The sequence below is a fragment of the Pseudomonas putida genome (genome assembly GCA_029953615.1).
Taxonomy (GTDB): Bacteria; Pseudomonadota; Gammaproteobacteria; order Pseudomonadales; family Pseudomonadaceae; genus Aquipseudomonas.
In genome coordinates, this window is the sequence record CP124529.1 from 3,101,470 (window position 1) to 3,124,011 (window position 22,542).

15 protein-coding genes and 2 pseudogenes are annotated in these 22,542 nt (G+C 64.1%); 10 read left to right on the forward strand and 7 right to left on the reverse strand.

Features of this window, described 5'->3' with window-relative positions; genetic code table 11:
* Positions 1-64 precede the first annotated feature (64 nt).
* Complete coding sequence (locus QIY50_14215; protein ID WGV18627.1) at positions 65-1,414, reverse strand: sigma-54 dependent transcriptional regulator; 1,350 nt, start codon at positions 1,412-1,414, stop codon at positions 65-67.
* A complete protein-coding gene (locus tag QIY50_14220) occupies positions 1,399-2,880 on the reverse strand; it encodes an ATP-binding protein (protein WGV18628.1) in 1,482 nt (493 codons plus the stop codon). The genes QIY50_14215 and QIY50_14220 overlap by 16 nt, the downstream gene beginning before the upstream one ends.
* Positions 2,881-3,092: 212 nt before the next feature.
* Between QIY50_14220 and QIY50_14225 the strand changes: the two genes are divergently transcribed.
* Positions 3,093-4,022: a malate dehydrogenase gene (locus QIY50_14225; GenBank protein WGV18629.1), complete on the forward strand. Its 930-nt coding sequence runs from the start codon at positions 3,093-3,095 to the stop codon at positions 4,020-4,022.
* A 232-nt stretch (positions 4,023-4,254) separates the two neighbouring features.
* Here the strand turns inward: QIY50_14225 and QIY50_14230 are convergent, their stop codons facing one another.
* Positions 4,255-5,076, reverse strand: coding sequence for an amino acid ABC transporter permease (locus QIY50_14230; protein WGV18630.1), 822 nt, complete (start codon positions 5,074-5,076; stop codon positions 4,255-4,257).
* Positions 5,073-5,894: an ABC transporter substrate-binding protein gene (locus QIY50_14235; GenBank protein ID WGV18631.1), complete on the reverse strand. Its 822-nt coding sequence runs from the start codon at positions 5,892-5,894 to the stop codon at positions 5,073-5,075. The genes QIY50_14230 and QIY50_14235 overlap by 4 nt, the downstream gene beginning before the upstream one ends.
* 118 nt (positions 5,895-6,012) lie before the next feature.
* Between QIY50_14235 and QIY50_14240 the strand changes: the two genes are divergently transcribed.
* The 9 genes and pseudogenes from QIY50_14240 to QIY50_14280 all read left to right on the forward strand — a co-directional run bounded on the left by QIY50_14240 (position 6,013) and on the right by QIY50_14280 (position 15,752).
* Positions 6,013-6,897 (forward strand): homocysteine S-methyltransferase family protein, encoded by an 885-nt coding sequence (locus QIY50_14240; GenBank protein ID WGV23057.1) that lies wholly within the window; start codon positions 6,013-6,015, stop codon positions 6,895-6,897.
* Between the two features lie 169 nt (positions 6,898-7,066).
* Positions 7,067-8,338 carry a cystathionine gamma-synthase family protein gene (locus tag QIY50_14245; GenBank protein ID WGV18632.1) on the forward strand — a complete coding sequence of 424 codons (1,272 nt, stop codon included), beginning with the start codon at positions 7,067-7,069 and terminating at the stop codon, positions 8,336-8,338.
* Positions 8,339-8,481: 143 nt separating this feature from the next.
* Positions 8,482-9,930 carry an amino acid permease gene (locus tag QIY50_14250; GenBank protein WGV18633.1) on the forward strand — a complete coding sequence of 483 codons (1,449 nt, stop codon included), beginning with the start codon at positions 8,482-8,484 and terminating at the stop codon, positions 9,928-9,930.
* A 37-nt stretch (positions 9,931-9,967) separates the two neighbouring features.
* The gene (locus QIY50_14255; protein ID WGV18634.1) at positions 9,968-10,852 is read left to right on the forward strand and encodes a LysR substrate-binding domain-containing protein; all 885 of its coding nucleotides are present in this window, start codon (positions 9,968-9,970) and stop codon (positions 10,850-10,852) included.
* A gap of 23 nt (positions 10,853-10,875) precedes the next feature.
* Positions 10,876-12,266 (forward strand): annotated as a pseudogene (locus QIY50_14260) (threonine synthase).
* Positions 12,263-12,700 (forward strand): Lrp/AsnC family transcriptional regulator, encoded by a 438-nt coding sequence (locus QIY50_14265; protein ID WGV18635.1) that lies wholly within the window; start codon positions 12,263-12,265, stop codon positions 12,698-12,700. The pseudogene QIY50_14260 and the gene QIY50_14265 overlap by 4 nt, the downstream one beginning before the upstream one ends.
* Before the next feature lie 208 nt (positions 12,701-12,908).
* Positions 12,909-13,953: pseudogene (locus QIY50_14270) on the forward strand (homoserine dehydrogenase).
* Positions 13,954-13,965: 12 nt separating this feature from the next.
* Positions 13,966-15,384: an aldehyde dehydrogenase family protein gene (locus tag QIY50_14275; GenBank protein WGV18636.1), complete on the forward strand. Its 1,419-nt coding sequence runs from the start codon at positions 13,966-13,968 to the stop codon at positions 15,382-15,384.
* A 44-nt stretch (positions 15,385-15,428) separates the two neighbouring features.
* The gene (locus QIY50_14280; protein ID WGV23058.1) at positions 15,429-15,752 is read left to right on the forward strand and encodes a RidA family protein; all 324 of its coding nucleotides are present in this window, start codon (positions 15,429-15,431) and stop codon (positions 15,750-15,752) included.
* 23 nt (positions 15,753-15,775) lie between these two features.
* On the opposite strand, the gene QIY50_14285 is transcribed toward QIY50_14280, so the two are convergent.
* The 3 genes from QIY50_14285 to QIY50_14295 all read right to left on the reverse strand — a co-directional run bounded on the left by QIY50_14285 (position 15,776) and on the right by QIY50_14295 (position 22,347).
* A complete protein-coding gene (locus tag QIY50_14285; protein ID WGV18637.1) occupies positions 15,776-16,729 on the reverse strand; it encodes a bile acid:sodium symporter in 954 nt (317 codons plus the stop codon).
* Positions 16,730-16,922: 193 nt separating this feature from the next.
* A complete protein-coding gene (gene glyA, locus QIY50_14290) occupies positions 16,923-18,176 on the reverse strand; it encodes a serine hydroxymethyltransferase (protein ID WGV18638.1) in 1,254 nt (417 codons plus the stop codon).
* A gap of 340 nt (positions 18,177-18,516) precedes the next feature.
* On the reverse strand, positions 18,517-22,347 hold the full coding sequence (locus QIY50_14295) for an EAL domain-containing protein (GenBank protein WGV18639.1): 3,831 nt from the start codon (positions 22,345-22,347) through the stop codon (positions 18,517-18,519).
* Positions 22,348-22,542 lie beyond the last annotated feature (195 nt).

Genomic DNA, 22,542 nt, shown 5'->3' on the forward strand with positions numbered 1-22,542 from the left:
GTTCCGTCCGATCTCGTGACGCCTGGGTGTCACGGGATCGGACACCGGCTTGCGTGCGAAGGGGCTAGTCCAGACCGAACTCGGCCAGCTTGCGATAGAGCTGCTGGCGGGACAGCCCGAGGCGCCGCGCCGCCTCTGCGCGGTTGCCAGCCGTTGCAGCGAGGGCGCGCACGATCATCTCGCGCTCCAGGCGGGCGACGGCCTGTGCCATAGGGCCGTCCCAGTCGATGTCCAGGCCCGGGGTAAGCGCAGCCGCAGGCTGCAACCCGATGTGTTCGACATCGATGACCGGGCCGTGGCTGAGGATGGCCGCACGCTCCATGGCATTGCGCAGTTCGCGCACGTTGCCAGGCCAGGTATGGGCCAGCAACAAGCGGGCTGCCGCCGCGCTCAAGCGCTTGGGCGAGTCGCCGCCCAACAGGCGCAGAAAGTGTTCGGCCAACAGCAATACGTCGCCCAGGCGCTCACGCAACGGCGGCAACCACAGTGGCACTACCTGCAGGCGGTACCACAGGTCTTCCCGGAAGCGCCCCTCCTTGACTGCGCTGGGCAGGTCTCGGTGTGTGGCGACGATGATGCGCACGTTCACCGGCTGGACGTGGTTGGCGCCCACGGGGGTGATTTCGCGCTCCTGCAGCACCCGCAGGATCTTCGCCTGCGTGGCCAGTGGCATATCACCTATTTCGTCGAGGAACAGGGTGCCGCCATCGGCTTCGCGAAAGCGCCCGGTACGGTCATTGACGGCACCGGTGAACGCGCCTTTGACATGCCCGAACAACTCGCTTTCCATCAGTTCGGCCGGGATCGCGGCGCAGTTCACTGCGACGAAGGGGCCGCTGGCTCTACCGCTGTTGCGATGCAGGGCGCGCGCCACCAGTTCCTTGCCGGTGCCTGTCTCGCCGAGGATCAAGGCGGTGGCGTCGGAGTTCGCGGCCAGCCCGATGCGCTTGAAGACCTGGCGCATGGCCTCGCTGCTGCTGACCAGTTCGGTGCCATCCGCGGGCTCTGTTGCGGCAGCTGATGCCCCGGCCGCCTGGGTGCTGTCCGGGGTGTGGGCTGCTCGCCGCAGGGCCCGTTCGAGCGTTTCGAGCAGGGCGGCCCTGGTCACGGGCTTGGTCAGATGGTCGAACGCACCCAGGCTCATCGCCTCGATTGTGTTGCCGCCACTCGCATAGGCGGTGAGCATGATGCACGGCACCTGCGAGATGCACGCCGCGCGGCGCAGGAACACCAGGCCATCCTCGCCTGGCAGGCGCAGGTCGACGATGGCCGCATCCACGTCCTCGGTGCGCAGCTGGTGCAGGCCCGCATCGGTGGTTTCCGCCTGCAGCACCGCATGCCCCAGGTCCTGCAGCATTTCTGCAAGGCTGTCGCGGAACGCAGCGTCATCGTCGACGATCAGGATTCGGGCCACGGTAGCTCCATTTCTATACGCGTTCCCTTGGCCGAGTCGGCGAGGCCGACCCGCCCGCCGTGACCTTGCACGATCTCGCGCACCAGCGCCAGGCCCAGGCCGGTACCACCTGCGCGGGTGGTGGCGAACGGTTCGAACAGTGTTTCGCGCAAGTCGGCCGGAATGCCGGAACCATCGTCCGCCACCCACAACAGCAATGTGCCACGGCGCGTGCGATGCGCACCGAGTTCGATTGCACCGGGTGCTTCGGTGTGCGCCATCGCATTGAGCAGCAGGTTGTCGAACACCCGTGCCATTTGTGTCGGGTCGAACAGCGCAACCTTCTTCGCGCTAGCGGTCAGCTGCGGTTCAACCGCCAGTGTGATGCGTACGCCTTTGTTTTGCGCCGCTTCGGCGTGGGCATCGCGTTGCTCCGCCAGCCATTCTTGCAGGTCTACCGCCTGGCGCTCGGCGCGCAACGGTTGCGTCAACGCCAGCAGGCTCGACACCAGCGTCTCCAGCCGTGCCGTTTGCGACAGTACCGCCTCCAGGGCGCCAGCCACACGTGCTTCGCGCCGGTCGGCCGGCGCCGCCATGGCGTTTTCCACCTTCATGCGCATCGTGCCCAAAGGATTGCGGATTTCGTGCGCGAGCCCCGCGGAAACCCGCCCCAACGTGGCCAGGCGTTCCGACTGGGCCAGTTGCTTTCGCAGATGGGCGGACTGGCGCTGCCAACGCGAAATCATCCAGCCCAGCCATGCGCCGGAGGCCACGACCAGCGCCAGCAGCAGGCTCACCGCGAGGATCAAGGTGTTGACTGTTTCTGAGGCCAAAAGCGGCACGCGCATCAGCGTCCAGGCGATCAGTCGCCGGTCTTCGGTGTCCACAGGGCATGCAGCGAAAGCCACGGCTTCGCGCAAACCCGGTCGGACGTCTGCCACGAGGCCTGCGGAATCCTGCGCGCGCTGGGCCGTGGAGGCTATGCGCTCCAACTCGGCGCTAGGCGGATCGCGCTTGATTCCCGTGCCGTCGTAGGTCGGGAACGCGTAGGCCACCACACCCGCATCCGCTCGCCAGAAGCCGCCCTCCATGCCCGGCTGGTCGCGCAGTGCCAAATCAAGCACCGCCTGTGCTGCGGCTGGGGTCATGAGAGAGGGTTGATCTTGCGCAGACGGGAGTTGCTGGCCAACGCGTGCTGCACCCGCCTGCAGCGCCTGGCAACTGGTCGAGGTGAGTTGGCGCGCCTGCGCAATCTGCGGGCCGGCGCCTTGGCGGCCGATGATCAGCAGCAGCCATGCCAGCACCAGCGCAACGGCGGCAATGGAAAGCCACAGGATCAGCAGATCACGTCGAACGGAGGGTTGCAGCGACAGGGCCGGTTTCCTTTGAGGTGAGGCACCGCTGGTCGGTCGGCGGGCGTTCTGCTGGCAACCTTGCCAGATGGCATATCGCCGTGCAAGGACACGGTCGGTGAGCTTCTGAAACACTGCACATAACGCATTGAGTTGGCAGGGGCCTTGTGGGAGCGGGCGCGCCCGCGAACACCGGCACAGCCGGTGCCAGGCACCGCGTTGGACTCTTCGCGGGCACGCCCGCTCCCACAGGGTACTGCCTTTGTGTGGCCTTTTCGCCTCGACAGGCGATACTTCTCTGTATTGCAGGCGTGTTCCTGGTGGCGCGCGCCGCTGGGAGGTGTCACGTGAAAAAACTGGCAATCGTGGGTGCCGGCATGGTCGGCGAGGCGGCGGCGCAGATCATCGCGCGGAAAGAGTTGTGCCGTGAGTTGGTATTGATGGATGTGCAGGGCGAGATGGCGCAAGGCAAGGCGCTGGATGTGTGGCAGGCGGCAGTCGAGTCGGGTTCCGATACCCGGGTTTACGGCGGGGCCAAGGCTGAAATGCTGCAGGGTGCCGAGCTGGTGGTCATCACCGCAGGGGTGCCGCGCAAGCCTGGGCAGTCGCGGCAGGATGTACTGAGTATCAACCTGCCCATCCTCGACGGGATCATGGCCGATATCAAGCAGCATGCACCCACCGCGACGGTGCTGGTGGTGTCGAACCCGGTCGACGTGCTCACCTATCGCGCCTGGAGCCTGAGCGGGCAGGGGCGCATCAAGGTGTTCGGCCAGGCGGGTGTGCTGGATACCGCACGCATGAAGTGCTTCATCGCCGAGCAGACCGGCTTTTCCGCCCGGGATATCACGGCGCTGGTACTGGGCGGGCATGGCGACAGCATGGTGCCGCTGATGCGCTACTGCCAGATCGGTTCGGTGCCGCTGTCGCACTTCTTGTCCAGTGAGCAGATCGAGCAGATCGTGGAGCGCACGCGCAAGGGCGGTGGCGAGATTCTGGGGTTGAAGAAGCTGGGCAGCGCCTGCGATGCGCCGGGCGTGGCGATTGCGCAGATGGTCGATGCGATCGCCAACGGGCGAAACCGCATCTTGCCGGCGGTGGCGATTCTGCAGGGCGAGTACGGGCGCAAGGATATTGCCATGGGTGTGCCTTGCGTACTGGCGGAGGAGGGACTGGCGCGGGTGATCGAGTTGCCGCTGGATGCGCAGGAGCAGGCGATGTTCGATCAATCGGCAGACCAGGTGGCGCGGGATATTGCTGAAATGAAGGCGCTGTGACGCTGTGGGAGTGGCTGTCTTGCTCAATTTCTGGAAGCTGGCGCGATCCCTGTAGGAGCGGCCTTGTGTCGCGACGGGCTGCGCAGCAGCCCCGGCAATGTGTGCGTCTGTGCGCAAACCCTGGGGCTGCTGCGCAGCCCGTCGCGACACAAGGCCGCTCCTACAAGGGCCAGTGCTGGCCAGAAGGCTTATGCAAGACAGTTGCCCCCACAGTGTCCCTGCAATTCAGCCCTTAGCGCTGATAAGCCTTGCCAAAATGCCGCTCCAGCCGCGCCTGCACCAGCTCCAGCAGGATCGACAGCAGCCAGTAGATCACCGCCGCCGTGGTCAGCATCTCCAGGTACCGATAGCTCGATCGCCCGTACGACTGCGCCAGGAACATCACCTCCCACACCCCCATCACCGATATCAGCGATGAGTCCTTCAGCATCGAGATGAACTGGTTGGCGGTAGGCGGAATGATCACCCGCATGGCCTGGGGCAGGACGATATGCCAGAAAATCTGTGGCGTGCGCATGCCCAGCGCCAGTGCCGCTTCACGTTGCCCGCTGGCGACACCGAGAATGCCGGCCCGGAAGATTTCGCTCAGGTAAGCCCCGTAGTTCAGCGACAGGGCGATGATGCCGGCGCTGATGGCGCCCGGTACCAGGCCAAGCTGCGGCAGCCCCAGGTAGATCAGCAGAATCTGGATCAGCAGCGGCGTGCCACGGAAGAACGAGGTGTAGAAGCTGGCGACACCCACCAGCACCGCGCTGTTCGACAACCGCGCCAGTGCGGCGGCAAAGCCGAACAGCACCGACACCAGCATCGAGCACAGGCACAGGAACAGGGTCAGCGCTGCGCCTTGCAGAAAGCCGTTGGGCCCCAGCTTGAAACCGGCGAGGTTGGGGAATTTCTCCAGAATGATCGAGAACTTAAGGTCGAAGCTCAGGAAAAACGCGACAAACAGCCCGAACAGCGCCAGCCAGGTCAGCAGCAGCCGGGTGCGAAAGCCGAACAGGCCGCTGCCCGCGGGCTTGACCACGGGCTTGGGGGATGGGGGAAAGGTGCTCATTTGCTGATATCGGCGCCAATCCATTTTTGCGACAGCTTGGCCAGGGTGCCATCGGCCTTCAGCTCGGCAAACACCTGGCGCACCTTGGCATCCCACTCGGGGTCGCCTTTCTCGATGGCCACCGAGTTCGGCTCTTCATACAGCGGGGCGCCGGCCAGCTTAAAGCGTTTGTCCTGGTCCAGGCGCGGCTGCGCGGTCACCAGGTTGGTGAGGATGGCGTCCAGGCGTACGCCGGCGCCCAGGCCCAGGTCCTGGAAGGCCACGTTGTCAGTGTCGTAAGGCGCGATCTGCACGAATTCGAAGGGGTACTCGAGTTTCTGGTCTTCTTTGCCTTCGATCACAAGGTTCTTGTTCAGGTAGCTCTCGTAGCTCGATGCACTGGTCAAACCCACCTTGCGGCCTTCAAGGTCCTTGGCGCCATGGATGCGCTCATCCTTGGCGTTGACCACGATCACCGCAGGCGATGCGTAGTACTCCACCGGGAAGTCGAACACTTCGGCGCGGGCCTTGCTCGGGGTCATCGAGCAGATGCAGATGTCGTAGCGGCCGCTCCAGCGACCTGCGGCGATCACGTCCCACGAAGGGGTTTCCAGGCGCAGCTTGACGCCCAGCTTGTCCGCCACGGCCTTGGCCACATCCACGTCGAAACCGTCCAGCTGGTTCTGGTCGTTGAGGAAGGAAAACGGTGGGTAGCTTTCCATCAGCACGTTGACCAGTTCCTTGCGCGATTCAACCCGCTCCAGCGTGGCACCGGCAAAGGCCTGGGAAGCAGTTGCGAGCAGCACAAGGCCCGCACCGAGCACAGTAGAAAATCGCATGGACATACCTGAAATGTTGGCCAATGATAGGAAACGGTATTTAATAGTTATAAGTGTCGCCTACATAATGAATTTTATTCATAAGTACCTTTAGAGTAGTTATATGAAACAGCGAGCGATGGTAATTCTCGACGGTGGCATGGGCCGTGAGCTGCAACGCAGTGGGGCGCCGTTTCGTCAGCCTGAGTGGTCGGCGCTGGCGCTGAGCGAGGCGCCGGAAGCGGTGGTTGGCGTGCATGCAGCGTTCATCGCTGCCGGGGCCCAGGTCATTACCAGCAACAGCTATGCGGTGGTGCCGTTCCACATCGGCGAAGAGCGTTTTGCCAAGGAAGGGCGACAACTGGCCAACCTGGCAGGCCAACTGGCGCGGCATGCCGCCGATACCGGTGCGCACCCGGTCAGGGTAGCGGGCTCGCTGCCGCCGCTGTTCGGCTCCTATCGCCCCGACCTGTTCCAGCCCGAGCGCGTCGAGGAGGTGCTGACGCCGTTACTGCAGGGCCTGGCCCCGCATGTCGACCTGTGGCTGGCCGAAACCCAGAGCTCGGTTGCCGAAGTGCGGGCCATCCACGCCCACCTGCCGCAAGACGGCAAGCCGTTCTGGGTGTCGTTCACCTTGCAGGACGAGGACGTGGACGAAACGCCGCGCCTGCGTTCCGGCGAGCCAGTGGCCGATGCCATCGAAGCGGTGGTCGGCCTGGGTGTGGCGACCGTGCTGTTCAACTGCAGCCAGCCTGAGGTAATCGGCGCTGCGGTCGATGTGGCGCGCTCGGTGATCGAACGCCACAACGCTGACGTCGCCATTGGCGCTTATGCCAACGCCTTCCCGCCACAGCCCAAGGAAGCCACCGCCAACGACGGCCTGGATGAGCTGCGCGAAGACCTGGACCCGCCGGGTTACCTGGCATGGGCCGCTGACTGGCGCAAGCGCGGCGCCAGCATGGTCGGCGGCTGCTGTGGCATCGGCCCGGAGCACATTGCCGAGCTGAAACGCAATCTGGTGTAAAGCCTGAAGGGGGCCGGGCGGCTGCCGCGCCCGTCTGGCCCCCAGCCATTAAAAAAAACGCTACTCAGACCCCGATTCCATCGTTTTTCAGTCCCCCCGCCATGCCCCTATAGTCCGCTGAAACCGATGCCGAATCGGTGTACACAACTCAGCGGTGCGGGAACCGGATATGAACAACAACGAAAAAGTCGTGGGCAATGCAGCGGTCGGTATCGGTACGCGAGTGGTGTGGGGTGGGGAACAGGTCCAGCACCCGTACAACGCTACCCAGACCCCGATCGTGGTAAGCGCCGCCTACGGCTACAACGACATCGATGCCTGGTACGACGTGGCGCAGGGCAAATTGCCGGGCTACATCTACAGCCGCATGAGCAACCCGACAGTCGCCACACTGGAAGCGAAGCTGTGCGAGCTGGAACAGGCCGAGTCGGCGGTGGCATTCAGCAGCGGCATGGCTGCCATCAGTGCCGTGCTGCATACCTTCCTCTCAAGCGGCAAGCGCGTTGTATCGACCCGCGACAGTTACGGCGGCACCAACAAGATTTTCGAAGAGTTCCTGCCGCGCATGGGCGTGCAAGTCTGCCTGTGCGACACCCTCGACACCGAGGCGCTGGAACGCGAGATCGCCGCAGGTTGCGACCTGCTGTATCTGGAAACCCCTACCAACCCCACCCTGAAAGTACTGGACATCCAGCGCCTGAGCGCTGCCGCCCGGCAGGCCGGCGCTGTGGTGGTGGCCGACAACACCTTTGCCACGCCGCTGAACCAGAACCCGTTGGCCCTGGGCGTGGACGTGGTAGTGCACAGCGCGACCAAGTTCCTGTCCGGGCACGGTGACGTGCTGGGTGGGGTGGTGTGTGGTGCCGAGCCGTTGATGGCGCAGGTACGCCACTACCGCGAGATCAACGGTGCAGCGCTGGACCCGTTTTCCGCCTACCTGATCATCCGCGGTATCAAGACGCTGGCCCTGCGCGTGCGTCAGCAGCAGGCCAGTGCCCAGGCCCTGGCGCATTACCTGACCAGCGAACCGCTGGTTGAAGCGGTCAACTACCCCGGGTTGCCTCAGCACGCGGGCTATGCGATCGCCAAGGCGCAGATGCGCGGCTTCGGCGCCATCGTCAGCTTCGTGCTCAAAGGTGGCATGCCCACCGTGGCGCGGTTGCTGCCGCGCCTGAAGTACGCCCATCGGGCGGGCAACCTGGGCGCGGTAGAAACCATCTACGGCCCGGCGCGTACCACCAGCCATGTGGAAAACACCCTCGAAGAACGCCTGGCCCTGGGTATTTCCGAAGGGCTGGTGCGCATTTCGGTGGGCATCGAGGACACCGAGGACCTGCTGGCAGACCTGGCACAGGCCTGTGCATCGGTGCGCCAGGAGTTGGCCGCAGCAAAGGAACTGCACGGTGACGAAGACGCCTGCCTGGCCGAAGTACAGGCCTGAGGCTGGCGCGTAGCACCCGCTGCTTGCGGTGGGTGCCACTTCATGAAGTCGAACAAAAACAATATGCAAGGCAATTCGCTTCGCTCTGCCAAGACGAGGTCGTTGCAACGTCCTTGCCCGCCAACTTTCATGAGTAAATCACAATGTCCCTGCAGACAACGACAACGAGAAATGCTTCGGCGCACAGCTTCAAGCAGGATATGCAAACTCGCCATATCGTCATGCTGGCGCTGGGCGGTGTCATCGGTACCGGCCTGTTCCTGACGTCGGGCTACACCGTCAACCAGGCGGGCCCGCTGGGGGCGGTCATCGCCTATATCCTTGGCGCGATCATGGTCTACCTGGTGATGATGTGCCTGGGTGAACTGGCGGTACACATGCCGGAAGTCGGCTCGTTCAGCAGTTACGCCACGCGCTACCTCGGGCCGGGTACAGGCTACATGGTGGCCTGGATGTACTGGCTGACCTGGACCGTGGCCATCGGCTCGGAATTCACCGCTGCCGGTATCCTGATGGTGCGCTGGTTCCCGGACACGCCGGTGTGGATATGGAGTGCGCTGTTCGGGTTTGCGGTGTTCATCAGCAATATCATTTCGGTGCGGTCGTTTGCCGAAACCGAATTCTGGCTGTCACTGATCAAGGTGCTGGCGGTGATTGCCTTCCTGGTGGTGGGCGGCGGCGCGATCCTGGGCGTTTTCGAAATTACCCAGGCGCACAGTGCCGGGCTGGGCAACTTCACCCGCGAAGGGCTGTTCCCCACGGGCTTCTGGTCGATCGCCATGACCCTGCTGGCGGTAGCCTTCGCGTTCTCGGGCACCGAGTTGATCGGCATCGCCGCCGGCGAAACCCGCGACCCGGAAAAGAACGTGCCCAAGGCCATCCGCACCACGGTCCTGCGCCTGGCGCTGTTCTTCGTCGGCACCATCTTTGTATTGGCTACCTTGTTGCCGCGTGAACAGGCCGGGGTGGTTGAAAGCCCGTTCGTGATGGTCTTTGCCATGATCGGTATCCCCTATGCCGCAGACATCATGAACTTCGTCATCATCACGGCACTGCTGTCGGCGGCCAACTCCGGGCTCTATGCTGCGGCGCGCATGCTGTGGACCCTCAGCGACCAAGGCAACATGCCCCGCCGGTATGCGGCCCTGTCGCGTCGTGGCACGCCGTTCAACGCCATTGTCCTGAGCATGGCGGGCGGCATGGCTTCGCTGCTGAGCAGTGTGTTTGCCCCAGACACCATCTACCTGGCGCTGGTGTCCATTTCCGGGTTGGCGGTGGTGGTGGTGTGGATCAGCATCGCGGCCAGCCAAATGGCTTTCCGCCGCCATTACATCGCCAATGGCGGCAAGCTCGAAGATCTGAAGTTCCGGGTGCGCGGCTACCCGTTCGTGCCGCTGGCGGCGATCTTCTGCTGCTTACTGGCCTGCATCGGCATTGCCTTCGACCCGGCCCAGCGCGTGGCCCTGTACTTCGGCTTGCCCTTCATTGCCTGGTGCTACCTGGCCTATTGGCTGACGTGCAAGTTCCGCAGCCGCCGGGCAGGCCCGCTGGAAGTCGTCGCGCCAGGTTCCGAGGCCGCCAGGGCAGGGTGATACTAGGCCACCGGAACGTTGCCAAGAGAAACCGCCGATGACCCAGAAAACCCTGCCCCCCTTGAACTGGCTCAGAGCCTTCGAAGTGTCGGCGCGTTACCTGAACTTCACCCATGCCGCCGAGGAACTGCACCTCACCCAGGGGGCCGTCAGCCAGCAGATTCGTCACCTCGAAAGCCAGTTGGGGGTGGCGCTGTTCAAGCGCCTGCCCCGGGGGCTGGGGTTGACTGAAGAGGGCCAGTCCTACCTGCCGGTGGTGCAGGATGCGATAAGCCGCCTGGCGGTGGGCACCAATGAAATTTTCGGGCAGCGCCAGCGTCGGCCCTTGAAAGTACGCGGCAGCCTGTCGTTCCTGCACTTCTGGCTGGCGCCCCGACTGGCCGATTTTCGCCGTTCGCACCCACAGGTGGACATCCGCTACATCAGCAACCTGTGGGTCAAGGAACTGGATGCCGAGGACGACCTGGAAATCCGCTGGGGCAGCGGCCAGTGGGCTGGCGTGGAGGCGCAGCGCCTGACCCGTGACGTACTGGTGCCGGTCTGCTCGCCTGCGCTGATTGCCGACTCCCCGCTACGCGAGCCGCGCGACCTGGCCCGCGTCCCGTTGCTGCATGTGCTGGGTTACGAGGAGGGGTGGGGTTATTGGCTGGAGCGGGTTGGCGCCGACCAGGTCGACTCTTCCAGCGGCCTGCAGTTCGACACCCTGGTGGCGACCTTGCGCATGGCGGAACTGGGGCTTGGCGTGGCACTGGCGCGTTCGTCGCTGGTCGAGGACTTGCTGCAGGAGGGGCGGCTGGTGGCCCCTTTTGCCCAGCGCATCGAGGCGAGCGAGTCGTTTTACCTGGTACGTGGCCTGGGTGAGGCGTTGTCCACGGATGCCCAGGCCTTCAGCCACTGGCTGGTGGCGATGGCCCACCGTTAATCACATAGTTACCTGGAGCACCGATGCAGTACACATCCACGCGCGGCAACGAGATACGGGTTGATTTTCGCACGGCGCTGCTTTCCGGGCTGGCCGATGATGGCGGGCTATACGTGCCTGCCGCGGTGCCGACCTTCAGCCAGCAGGAGATTGCCAGCTGGTCGTGGTTGCCGTTCGACGAACTGGCCTGGCGGGTGATGGCTCCGTTTGTTGGCGATACCCTCGATGAACCGACCCTCAGGGCGCTGGTCAGCGACAGCTACCGTGGGTTCAGGCACCGTGGTATTGCGCCGTTGCAGCAGATTGGCCATAACGAATGGATTCTGCAGCTGTTTCACGGGCCTACCCGGTCTTCCAAGGATTTCGCCGCACAGTTGCAGGCGCGGCTCATCCGCCATTTCCTGGGGGCCGATTGCGAACGGGTCATGCTGGTAGGTGCCAGCAACGGCGATACGGCGGTGGCCGCTATCGAAGCCTTGCGGCATTGCCCGACGGCACGCTTGCTGGCGCTGTACCCCAGTGCCGGGACACCGGCCGACCGGGCGGCGGTGATGCGCAGTGCCGCTTCCGAAAGCGTCAGCTGCGTGGCCGTGGACGGCAGCTTCGATGACTGCCAGTCGCTGGTGTCGGCGCTGCTGCGTGCATGGCCATGCCCCGGGTTGATCCCCGTGAGCTTCAAAACTCGACCAACTGGGTCGGCGTGCTGGCGCAGATCGTGTTCTATTTCCACGCGGCGCTGCAGCTGGGCGGGGGGATTCGGCCGGTGGGTTTCAGCATCCCCACGGCCAGTTTTGCCGAAATCTACGCCGGGTTCATTGCCCAGAAAATGGGCCTGCCGATCAACCAGATCATCGTTTCCACCAACCGCAACGATGCCTTGCACCGGTTCATCCACTGCAATCGCTACAGCCGTGGCTCAACCAGCCAGACCTTGTCGCCGGTCATGGACTTCTCACTGTTCTCCAACCTGGAGCGCTTCGTCTGGGAGCTGTATGACCGCGATGGCGGGGCGACCCGGGCGCTGATGGAGCACTTCGAGGATTGTGGCGAGTTGAGCATCGGCAACCGCCAGTGGTTACATGCGCGCATGCTGTTCGACTCCTATGCTGTGGATGACGCGCTGATCCGCGAAGAAATCGTCACGCTGTTCCACGAAACCGGCAGCGCAGTAGACCCGCATGCCGCCACCGGGGCATTCGCCGGGCGCCTGCACCGGCGTAACATCGGCGCGCCCATCGTCACGCTGGGGCAGTTTGCCCCGGAAAAGTCCGCCGGGCTGCTGGCGGAGCTGGGGGCCTGGCATGGTGAAGTACCGGCCAGTGTCGTGGATGCTGCAGGCGACGGGCCGCTGCTGGCACCCGACGACCTGGTGGGGGTTCATGAGCTACTGGCCCGGTTGCAGGCCGGACGATGAAGCGCATCCTCGATCCCCTGGACGAGCGTATCCTCGCCGAACTCACCGCCAATGCACGCATTGCCCATGCCGAGCTGGGGCTCAAGGTGAACCTGTCGCGCAATGCGGTACGCCAGCGCATCGAGCGCCTGGAGCGTGACGGCGCCATCCAGGGCTATACCCTGCGCATCGGTGAGGGGCGGCGGCCGAGTTCGTTGATCAACGCGGTCATCTTCGTCTACCGCTATGACCGCATGCGCGGAGAAGCTGTGCTCGATGCATTGCGCCAGATTCCCGAGGTGATCCAGTGTGAAGTACTCAGCGGTGAATTCGACCTGCTGCTGCGCGTCGAGGCTTCCAGCCCGGAACGGGTGCACCATGTATGGAAGGAGATTGCCGCCATGCCGGGGGTCGAGAACACCGTCACATCCTTCGTCCTGGCCACGGTGATCTGAGACGCCCGCTGCCGTTTGCCAACCCTCGTTACAACAACGCCGCCCGGGCTTGCGCCCTGGCGGCGTTGTGCATTCCGGCGGCGCTCAGGCGTGCATCGGGTACTGGTCAGATTGGCCAGTAAATACAGCGGATTGCCATATTCAACTGGCATTGCACGGCTCTTACGCTTGTCCTCATCGACCAATCGCCTGGAAAGGACAGCAAACCATGACCGAATACAAGATCGCACTCGTTGGCTTTGGCGGCGTGAACCGTGCCCTGGCCCAACTGATCGCCGAACGCAATACGCGCTGGCAGAAAGAGCTGGGCTTTGGCCTGAAGATCGTTGGCGTCACCGACCTGTTCCTGGGTTCGGCAATCGACCGCAATGGCCTGGATGCGGCCACCCTGGCGGCTCTGCCCGCTCAGAAGGGGGCCCTGGCGCAGATCCCTCAGGGTTCTGCAGAGGCGTTCAACGAGTCGGTGATCAAGCAGTCCGGTGCCGACATCATCGCCGAAGCCACCTTCACCAACCCCAAGGACGGTGAACCGGCGGCAACCTTCTGCCGCTGGGCGCTGGAAGCGGGCAAGCATGTGGTCACTACCAACAAGGGGCCGATCGCCTTGCATGCCCAGGCGCTGAAGGCCTTGGCCAAGGCCAATGGTGTGTCGTTCGAATACGAAGGCGCGGTGATGAGCGGTACACCGGTGCTGCGCATGGCGCGCCAGACCTTGGCCGGTGCAGGCCTGGTGGGCTTCGAGGGCATCCTCAACGGCACTTCGAACTACGTGCTGACGCGTATGGAAGAGGGGCTTGGCTTTGCCGATGCGGTGGCCCAGGCGCAAGCACTTGTGCTACGCCGAGGCAGACCCGAGCGCCGATGTGGAGGGGTATGACGTGCGCCTGAAAGTGGTGATTCTCGCCAACGAGCTGCTCGGTGCCTGCTTGCAGGTGAACGATGTCACCTGCAGCGGCATCAGCAACCTCGATAGCGCGGCGATCCAGCAAGCGCAGGCAGCGGGCCAGCGCTGGAAACTGATCGGCAGTGCCAGCCGAGAAACCGATGGCTCGGTGCGTGCCAGCGTCGAAGCGCGCCTGTTGCCCGGCAACCACCCTCTGGCGGGTATTTCCGGTGCCACCAATGCGGTTGCGTTCAACACCGAATTGCTGGGCGCGGTGACCGTGTCCGGCCCAGGTGCGGGGCGTGTCGAAACGGCATTCGCCCTGCTGTCGGATATCGTCGCCATCCACGCCGCTGGCCGCTCGGCCTGAGGAGCAACCTTCATGAGCCTGACTTCCGTGTCCCGGGTAGCCGTCCAGCAACCCGCTTTGATCGATGTGTACAGCCCCTTCGACGGTAGCCTGGTCGGCAGCGTCGCCAACCTTGCTGCCGATGCCGTGCCAGGCCTGCTGGTTCGTGCCCGTCAGGGCGTACGCGAAAGCGCCGCGCTGCCCCGGCACCGTCGCGCCAGCATTCTGGAGCAGGCCGCGCGGCTCATCGAGCGCGATGCAGCAGATTTTGCCGGCCTGATTGTCGACGAAGCGGGCAAGACCCTGCGTCAGGCCGAAAAGGAGGTGAAGCGCTGTATCAATACCCTCAAGCTGTCTGCCGAGGAAGCGCGGCGCAACGCCGGCGAGGTGGTGCCTTTCGATGCCTATGAAGGCTCGGAGTCGCGTCAGGGCTGGTTCACCCGCGAGCCGTTGGGGCTGATCCTGGCCATTACCCCGTACAACGACCCGCTCAACCTGGTGGCGCACAAGCTGGGGCCAGCGATTGCTGGAGGCAATGCGGTCATTCTGAAGCCTTCGGAGCTGGCCCCGCTTTCTGCCTTGAAACTGGTGCAGTACCTGGTCGCTGCGGGCCTGCCGGAGACCGTGGTCACCGTGGCCACTGGCGGTGCCGAACTGGGCAAGGCCCTGGTGGCCGTGCGTGAAGTGCGGATGATTTCCTTCACGGGCGGCTTCGCCACGGGCGAACAGATTGCCCGGGGGGCGGGCCTGAAAAAACTTGCCATGGACCTGGGGGGGAACGCGCCGGTACTGGTATTGAAGGACTGCGACCTCGAGGCCACTGTCGAGTCTTGTGTGTCTGGCGCATTCTGGGCAGCGGGGCAGAACTGCATCGGCACCCAGCGCATCCTGGTGGACGCTTCGATCTATGAGGCGTTCCGCCAGCGCTTCGTCGCCTTGACCCAGGCGATGGTGGTAGGGGATCCAGGCCTGCACGAAACCGACATGGGGCCAATGATCACCGAAGCCGCGGCCCGGCAGATTGAAGAGCGCGTGAACCAGGCCCTGCAGGGCGGTGCCCGCCTGCTCTGCGGTCATCGCCGCCAGGGGGCCAGCTATGCGCCGACGGTGCTGGAGGGTGTTGACCACGCCAGCCGGCTGTGGCGTGAGGAGGTCTTCGCACCGGTGGTGATGCTGGCGCCTTTCGAGGATATCGAGCAGGCAATATCACTGGCCAACGCCCCGGAGTACAGCTTGCATGCTGGTGTGTTCACCCGTGACTTGTCCTTGGCACTTAGCCTGGCGAAGCGCATAGAGGCTGGCGGCGTGATGATCAACGACTCGTCCGACTACCGCTTCGATGCCATGCCATTCGGTGGCTCCAAGTATGGAAGCCTTGGCCGCGAGGGGGTGAGGTTTGCCTACGAGGACATGACCCAGCCCAAAGTCGTCTGCCTCAACCAGTTGGGATAAGGGGAGCAAGCTTGATGATCGAACGCTATGGATCAGGCGAGCGAATGTCGCTGGCGGTCAGCTACAGGGGTCTGTTCGAAACGGCAGGCGTGGTCGCGGACGACCTGCGCCAGGATGTGCAGGGGCAGTTGCGCCAGGCGTTGAGTACGATCGATGGGTTGATGGCAGAGGCCAAGGTCGGCAAGCAGCACTTGACCCGGGTTCAGTTGTGGATTGCCGACTACAGCCACTTCGACCAGGTCAACGAGGTGTACGACGCCTGGTTGCAGGGTTGTCCGAAACCACCCCGGGCTTGTGTAGGCGCAGACCTGGGAGAGGGTTACCTGGTCGAGGTACAGGTATTTGCCGTATGCCCTGAGTGCGCCTGACCCTGAGCGACCGAAGCCCCGGGTCAGCGTACGGCTCGGGGCACCGCCCTTACATAGATCAGTTCGCTTACCAGCTCCACCAGTGTCTGGGTAATCACCGCTGCCGCGGCCAACCCGCTCATTGTTTCGGGCAGTGCCAGCGCCAATGGCAACACTACCAACGAGTTGCGCGTGGCGGCGCTGAAGGTTACCGCCCGTGCCTCGGTCACCGGCAGGCGCAGCAGGCGCGCCGCAACGAACCCGAGCACTGGCGCCAACAGCATGAAGCCGATGTACACCGGAATCACCGGCAGCAAACGGTCGTAATCACGCAGCACCACGGTTATTTGCGAGGCGATCACCACCACCAGCACCAAGGCCATGGCCGGCACCGGCATCCACGCACAGGCGTCGTTCCATGTGGACATCGTGCGCGAATGACGGGCACCCGCGCTGGTGAGCACGGCGAGGACCATCGGCAGCACGATCAGCAGCAGGAAGGCTTCCACGAACGGGGTGATGGAGATGGCCACGTTGCTGCTGTCACCCAGCATCAGGGCCAGGTAAAGCGGCAGCAGCGCCAGTTGTACCAACAGCAGCACGGGGGTGGCGGCCAGGGTCAGGCGGGCGTCGCCTTTGCCGATGTGGGTGAACACCACCACGTAGTCGATGCACGGTGTCAGCAGCACCAGCAGTGCACCGATCAGGACCGCCGGGTGTGCGACCAGGCCGCGGGTAATGGCCCAGACCAGCAGGGGCACGAGGATGAAGTTGGCCAGCAGCAGGGCGGCCATGAAGCGGCGATTGCCCAGGCCCTGGCGCAAGTCGAGGAAGGGGATCTGCAGGAACATCGCGTACATCAGTACGGCGATGGCAGGGGTGACCAGGGCTTCCAGGTGGCGTGCAGTGTCGCTGGCCAGCAGGCCGAACGTGATGGCGGCGAGCACGGCGGCGAAGTAGATCGGGACCTGGTGCGTTTCAAGTTGCGCTCTGGTCAAGGTATGGCCTGTGCTTGAAGGGAGGAACGCTATCATAACCTGTGGGAGCGGGCGTGCCCGCGAACACCGGCGCAGCCGGTGCCATCCACCGAGTCGTCTTCTTCGCGGGCACGCCCGCTCCCACAGGATTCGCCTCCCGAAAACGAAAAAGCCCGGCACTAGGCCGGGCTTTTTCCTGTCAGGCAATCGCCAATCAGTTGCCGTATACCGGCAGCTTCTTGCAGATGGCCTTGACCTTCTCACGTACGGCGTCGATCACCGCTTCGTTGTTCAGGTCAGCCAGGATGTCGCAGATCCAGCCAGCCAGCTCGCGGCACTCGGCTTCCTTGAAACCACGGGTAGTCACGGCCGGGGTGCCGAAACGCAGGCCCGAGGTGACGAACGGGGAACGTGGGTCGTTCGGTACCGAGTTCTTGTTGACGGTGATGAACGCTTTGCCCAGGGCGGCGTCAGCGTCCTTGCCGGAGATTTCCTGCTTGATCAGCGACAGCAGGAACAGGTGGTTCTGGGTGCCACCGGAAACCACGTCGAAACCACGCTCGATGAATACGCTGGCCATGGCCTGAGCGTTTTTCACCACTTGCTGCTGGTAAGCCTTGAACTCAGGCTGCAGGGCTTCCTTGAAGCAGATGGCCTTGGCCGCGATGACGTGCTCCAGCGGGCCACCCTGGGCGCCCGGGAATACGGCGGAGTTCAGCTTCTTCTCGATCTCTTCGTTCTTGCGAGCGAGGATCAGGCCGCCACGCGGGCCGCGCAGGGTCTTGTGGGTGGTGGTGGTGACCACGTCGGCGAACGGAACAGGGTTCGGGTACACGCCAGCGGCAACCAGGCCGGCAACGTGGGCCATGTCGACGAACAGGTAGGCACCGACCTTGTCGGCGATGGCGCGGAAGCGGGCGAAGTCCAGAACCTGCGAGTAGGCCGAGAAGCCGGCAACGATCATCTTCGGCTTGTGCTCGACAGCCAGGCGCTCGACTTCGTCGTAGTCGATCAGGCCGTTGCCGTCGATGCCGTACTGGATGGCGTTGTACAGCTTGCCCGAGGAGCTGACGGAAGCACCGTGGGTCAGGTGGCCACCGTGGGCCAGGCTCATGCCCAGGATGGTGTCACCGGCCGACAGCAGGGCCAGGTAGACGGCAGCGTTGGCCTGGGAGCCGGCGTGCGGCTGAACGTTGGCGTAGTCGGCGCCGAACAGTTCCTTGGCACGGTCGATGGCCAGTTGTTCGACGACATCGACGTACTCGCAACCACCGTAGTAGCGCTTGCCCGGGTAGCCTTCGGCGTACTTGTTGGTCAGGACCGAGCCCTGGGCCTCCATGACTGCCGGGCTGGTGTAGTTTTCCGAAGCGATCAGCTCGATATGCTCTTCCTGGCGCAGAGCTTCTTGCTGCATGGCTTCGAAGAGCTCGGCGTCGTACTTGGCAATGGTCAAATCACGGCTGAACATGGCGGTCCTCAAGGATCGGGGTGAATTGGGTGGGCATTCTAACCGATTGATTGGCGGCTGGCATATGAAGTGGCATCAAGTCGCGGACCAATGGGCTTCATGTTGCATCCCGCGCCGTGTCTGGGCTGGGCGGGCGCTGGAGTTGACTCAGAGGTCCGTTTTTGGGGGCGCTTGTCAGCCCGGGCGCGGTCCCTGTAGGAGCGGCCTTGTGTCGCGAAAGGGGCGCGCAGCGGCCCCACGATTGCAGCGTTGCCGCCGAAATCGTCGGGACCGCGTTGCGGTCCTTTCGCGACGCAAGGCCGCTCCTACAAGAGTCCGCGCACGCCAGGAGGCGTCGGGGTCAATTGAACATGAACAGCGTCTCGTTGGCGAACTGCGCCTCGAACTGATGCGCCGGCATCGGCCGCCCGAACAGGTAGCCCTGAACCTCGTCGCAACCATGCTCGCGCAGGAATTCCAGCTGCTCGTGGGTTTCCACACCTTCGGCAATCACCGCCAGGTTGAGGCTGTGGGCCATGGCGATGATCGCCCGGGCAATCTGCGCATCCTGCTCGCCTTCGGGCAGGCCATCGACGAAGGTGCGGTCGATCTTCAGCACGTCGATGGGGAACTGCTTGAGGTAGTTCAGCGATGAGTAACCGGTGCCGAAGTCGTCCACCGCGATGCTCAGGCCGAGGTTTTTCAGGCTGGCGAGAATCTGCATGGCTTCGTTCACTTCGCGCATCAGGATGCTTTCGGTCAGCTCCAGTTCCAGGCACGCCGGTGGCAGGCCGGTTTCTTCCAGAATGGTGGCGATACGCGTGCCCAGCTGGCCGTCGGAGAACTGCCGCGCCGAGATGTTCACCGATACCTTGGGCACGCGCACCTTGGCCTTGTGCCAGGCCTTGAGCTGGCGGCTGGCCTCGCGCAGCACCCAGTCGCCCACGTCCACCACCAGGCCCAGTTCTTCGATCACCGGGATGAAGTCGCCCGGCGGCACCAGGCCGCGGGTCGGGTGACGCCAGCGCAGCAGCGCTTCGGCGCCGGTCAGGCGCTTGCCGTCGCCGCTGAACTGCGGCTGGTAGTAGAGGATGAACTCGTTCTGTTCCATGGCATGGCGCAGGTCGCTTTCCAGCTCCAGGCGTTCCAGGGCACTGGCGTTCATCTCCGCCTGGTAGAACTGGAAGTTGTTCTTGCCACGCTCCTTGGCGTGGTACATGGCGGTGTCGGCGTTTTTCATCAGTTGGCTCAGCTCGCTGCCATCCTGCGGGCTGAGGGCGATGCCGATACTGGCGGTGACGAAGAACTCGCGGTTTTCCAGCACGAACGGCCGCACCAGGCTGCCGAGGATGTTCTCGGCCACGTGAATGGCGCGGTTGAGCGCGATCTCGCGGGTAGCGCGCGGTTGCAGCAGCAGGGTGAACTCATCGCCGCCCATGCGCGCCACGGTGTCGTCGTTGTCCACACAGGCCAGCAGGCGCTGGGCCATGTCCTTGAGCATGCGGTCCCCGGCGGCGTGGCCGAGTGAGTCGTTGATCGGCTTGAAGCGGTCCAGGTCGAGGAACATCAGCACCACCCAGGCCTTTTGCCGCTCGGCCTGTTGCAGGGCGTTGTACAGGCGGTCCTGGAACAACGTGCGGTTGGGCAGGTGGGTGAGGGCGTCGTAGTAGGCCAGGCGGTGGATGCGCTGTTCGCTGGCCTTGCGCTCGCTGATATCGGTGAAGAAGCACACATAGCTGGCCAGGTCGCCTTCGTCGTCCAGCACCGCGGTGATGCCGACCCAGGCCGGGTAGTGGTCGCCGTCGCGGCGCTTGAGCCACACCTCGCCCTCCCAGCTGCCGCGCTGGTGCAGCTGCTTGACCACGTAGCGCAGGTGGCCCTCCTGCTGTTCGTCGACGGTGAGCAGGCCCGGCAACTGGTCGAGTACCTCGCTGACGGCGTAACCACTGACGCGGCTGAACGCTTCGTTGGCCTGGACGATATAACCTGCCGGGTCGGTAATGAGGATCGCCGAGGTGGAGTGCTCGAATACCGTCGCGGCCATGCGCAGGTCCTTTTCGGCACGGCGTTGCTGGCTGATGTCGCGGCCCACACCGAGTACGCCTTCGAAGCGCTGCTCATCGTCCCATACCAGTACCAGGCGCAGTTCGATGGGGATCTTGCGGCCATCGGCGCGCAGGCAGTCGAACAGGAACAACTGGGTCGGCAGCTGGCTGCGCAGCTGGGCCAGCTGCGCGGGGTCACTCATGGCCTTGCTGACGCGCTCCATCAGGCTGTAGATGCCGGTGAGCTGGGCCGGGTTGGCGATGATCGACTGCCAGCCGTTGGTGAAGATCCAGTCGGCCTGGTAACCCAGCACGCTCTGCACCGAAGGGCTGACGTAATTGAGCTTGAGCAGGTTGTCGGTGGAGAAGATCACGTCACTGATGCTTTCGGCGAGCATGCGGTAGCGCTGTTCGCTGTCGCGCAGCGACTGGCTGGCCTCGATCTGCACCGTCACGTCCTTGCCCACGCCGATGATGCGCGTCACCAGGCCATCGGCGTCACGGGTCAGCACTTGTTCGCGAATGTCGTAGCAGCGCCAGCTGCCATCACGGTGGCGGAAGCGCAACTGGCAGTGCAGCGGTTGGTCATGGCCGTTGTCACGCTGTTGCTGGCGCAGTGCCTGGTAGTGCGCCGCGTCCTCGGGGTGCAGCAGCAGTTCCCAGAAACGGTCGCCCATCTGCGCCAGCTCGGTACGGTCGTAGCCCAGGGTCTGGCCAAGGTGGCGGTTGCTGAAGATCATCCGCTGGTTGAGCACGTCCTGCACGTACAACTGGTCGGGCACGGTGCGCACCACGTCCGACCAGAAGCTTTCGCGCTCCAGCAACGACAGTTCCACCTGCTTGCGGCTGGTGATGTCGCTGATGCTGAGGATCACCGCCTGGTAGTCACGGCGTTGCTGCGGCAGGCGGGCCATCAGCCACAGGTGCAGCTCGCCACCCAGCGGGGCCGGCAGGCGCACTTCCAGCTCCAGCAGCGGGCGTTGCTCGATCAGCGCGTCGATCAGCTGCATGCCGACGCTGTCGCGGCCATCGCCGGTGCCATCGATCAGGCGCTGCCAGGCACCTTCGTGGCAGTCGATGTTCAACAACTGGCGGGCTACCTGGTTGATCTCGGTGATCTTCAGCTCCAGCAGCAGCGAGCGGCGCAGGTTCGGGTCCAGGGCCAGGCTGTGTTTGAGCCCGGCACGGTTGCGCAGGTGGTAGCGGTCGAGTTTGCCGGGCAGGCTGGACAGGTCGAGCACGCACAAGGCCACGCCGGTGCCTTCGAAGATTTCCTGGTAGCGCCGACGGTCTTCCTGCAGCGCCCGTTGGCGGCGGCGCATGTTGATCAGGGCCAGCACCGGCAGCAGGGCGCAGAACAGCACCAGCAGGCATTTGCCGAGCAGCGCCGGCAGCAGCTTCTGCTGGGCCCGCTTGGCGTCGAACAGACCACGCAGCTGCCAGGTACTGTTGTCGATGAAGGCCAGCATTACGCTTTGCAGCGGTTCGTTGCTGGTATCGGCCGGCGCATGGCGTTGCAGTACTTCGCCGTTGCGGCTGTTTTCCAGCAGCCACAGCGGGTGGGGGGTACCATCCAGGTGAAGGGTGAGGGTGCGGTAGTAGTCCGGCGACAGGCGCAGCAGCCAGTAGCCTCGGTCCTGACCGGCGGCCTGGCGTAGCAACAGATAGAGGGTGCGGTTGTCGGGCGAATTGCTGAAGAAGTACGGACGACCCTGGTTCAGCCTGAGCAGCTCGTCAAGCATCTGGCGGTCGGGGCTTGCGCTCAGGCTGTCGGCCTGTAGCTGCCCGGTAGCGTCCAGCCAGGCCATGCTCTGCAGGGCCGGCAGCTGCTCGCGCAGGCTGCCCAGCAGGCCGGGCAGGGCCTTGGGCGCCGGTGCCTTGACATAGGGTTGCATCAGATTCATGGCCTGCTGGGCCTTGAGTGCCATGTTCAGGCTCAGGTGGTCGGCCTGTTCGGCGGTGGCGTTCAGGCTCTGTTTGCGCAGGTCGGCCTGGGTATGGTTGAACTGGGCGAACAACTGCCACAGCAGCAGGGCCAGCAGGATCAGGGCCAGCAGCGCCAGCGCACCCTTGATCGACCCGCGCAGCGAAGCGACGGGCGCCTGTGGCGCGGAACGCAATGACGACGGATGTGTAAGATTGGTCAAGCGTTGATCCTGCGATTGGGCTGGCGATGGCAGGGATGGATCATGCACGGTGTGTGCCGGTGTCTGGTCGCCAGACCGCGGTGGTGCACTATAAGGCCGGATACCTGAAACGGGCTAGCATGCCTCGGATTATGGCAAAGTGCCAGTCCGCAGGACCGGTGGTGCCTGCCGGGTGGTTCGGCAAGCCCCTGCGAC

Bases quoted from the DNA above. Each gene is read 5' to 3' on its own strand.
- QIY50_14245 (WGV18632.1), top strand. From the start codon at position 7,067: ATGAACAACAACGAAAAAGTCGTGGGCAATGCAGCGGTCGGTATCGGT.
- QIY50_14255 (WGV18634.1), top strand. From the start codon at position 9,968: ATGACCCAGAAAACCCTGCCCCCCTTGAACTGGCTCAGAGCCTTCGAA.
- QIY50_14250 (WGV18633.1), top strand. From the start codon at position 8,482: ATGTCCCTGCAGACAACGACAACGAGAAATGCTTCGGCGCACAGCTTC.
- QIY50_14240 (WGV23057.1), top strand. From the start codon at position 6,013: ATGGTAATTCTCGACGGTGGCATGGGCCGTGAGCTGCAACGCAGTGGG.
- QIY50_14275 (WGV18636.1), top strand. From the start codon at position 13,966: ATGAGCCTGACTTCCGTGTCCCGGGTAGCCGTCCAGCAACCCGCTTTG.
- QIY50_14230 (WGV18630.1), bottom strand. From the start codon at position 5,076: ATGAGCACCTTTCCCCCATCCCCCAAGCCCGTGGTCAAGCCCGCGGGC.
- QIY50_14265 (WGV18635.1), top strand. From the start codon at position 12,263: ATGAAGCGCATCCTCGATCCCCTGGACGAGCGTATCCTCGCCGAACTC.
- QIY50_14280 (WGV23058.1), top strand. From the start codon at position 15,429: ATGTCGCTGGCGGTCAGCTACAGGGGTCTGTTCGAAACGGCAGGCGTG.
- QIY50_14235 (WGV18631.1), bottom strand. From the start codon at position 5,894: ATGCGATTTTCTACTGTGCTCGGTGCGGGCCTTGTGCTGCTCGCAACT.
- glyA (WGV18638.1), bottom strand. From the start codon at position 18,176: ATGTTCAGCCGTGATTTGACCATTGCCAAGTACGACGCCGAGCTCTTC.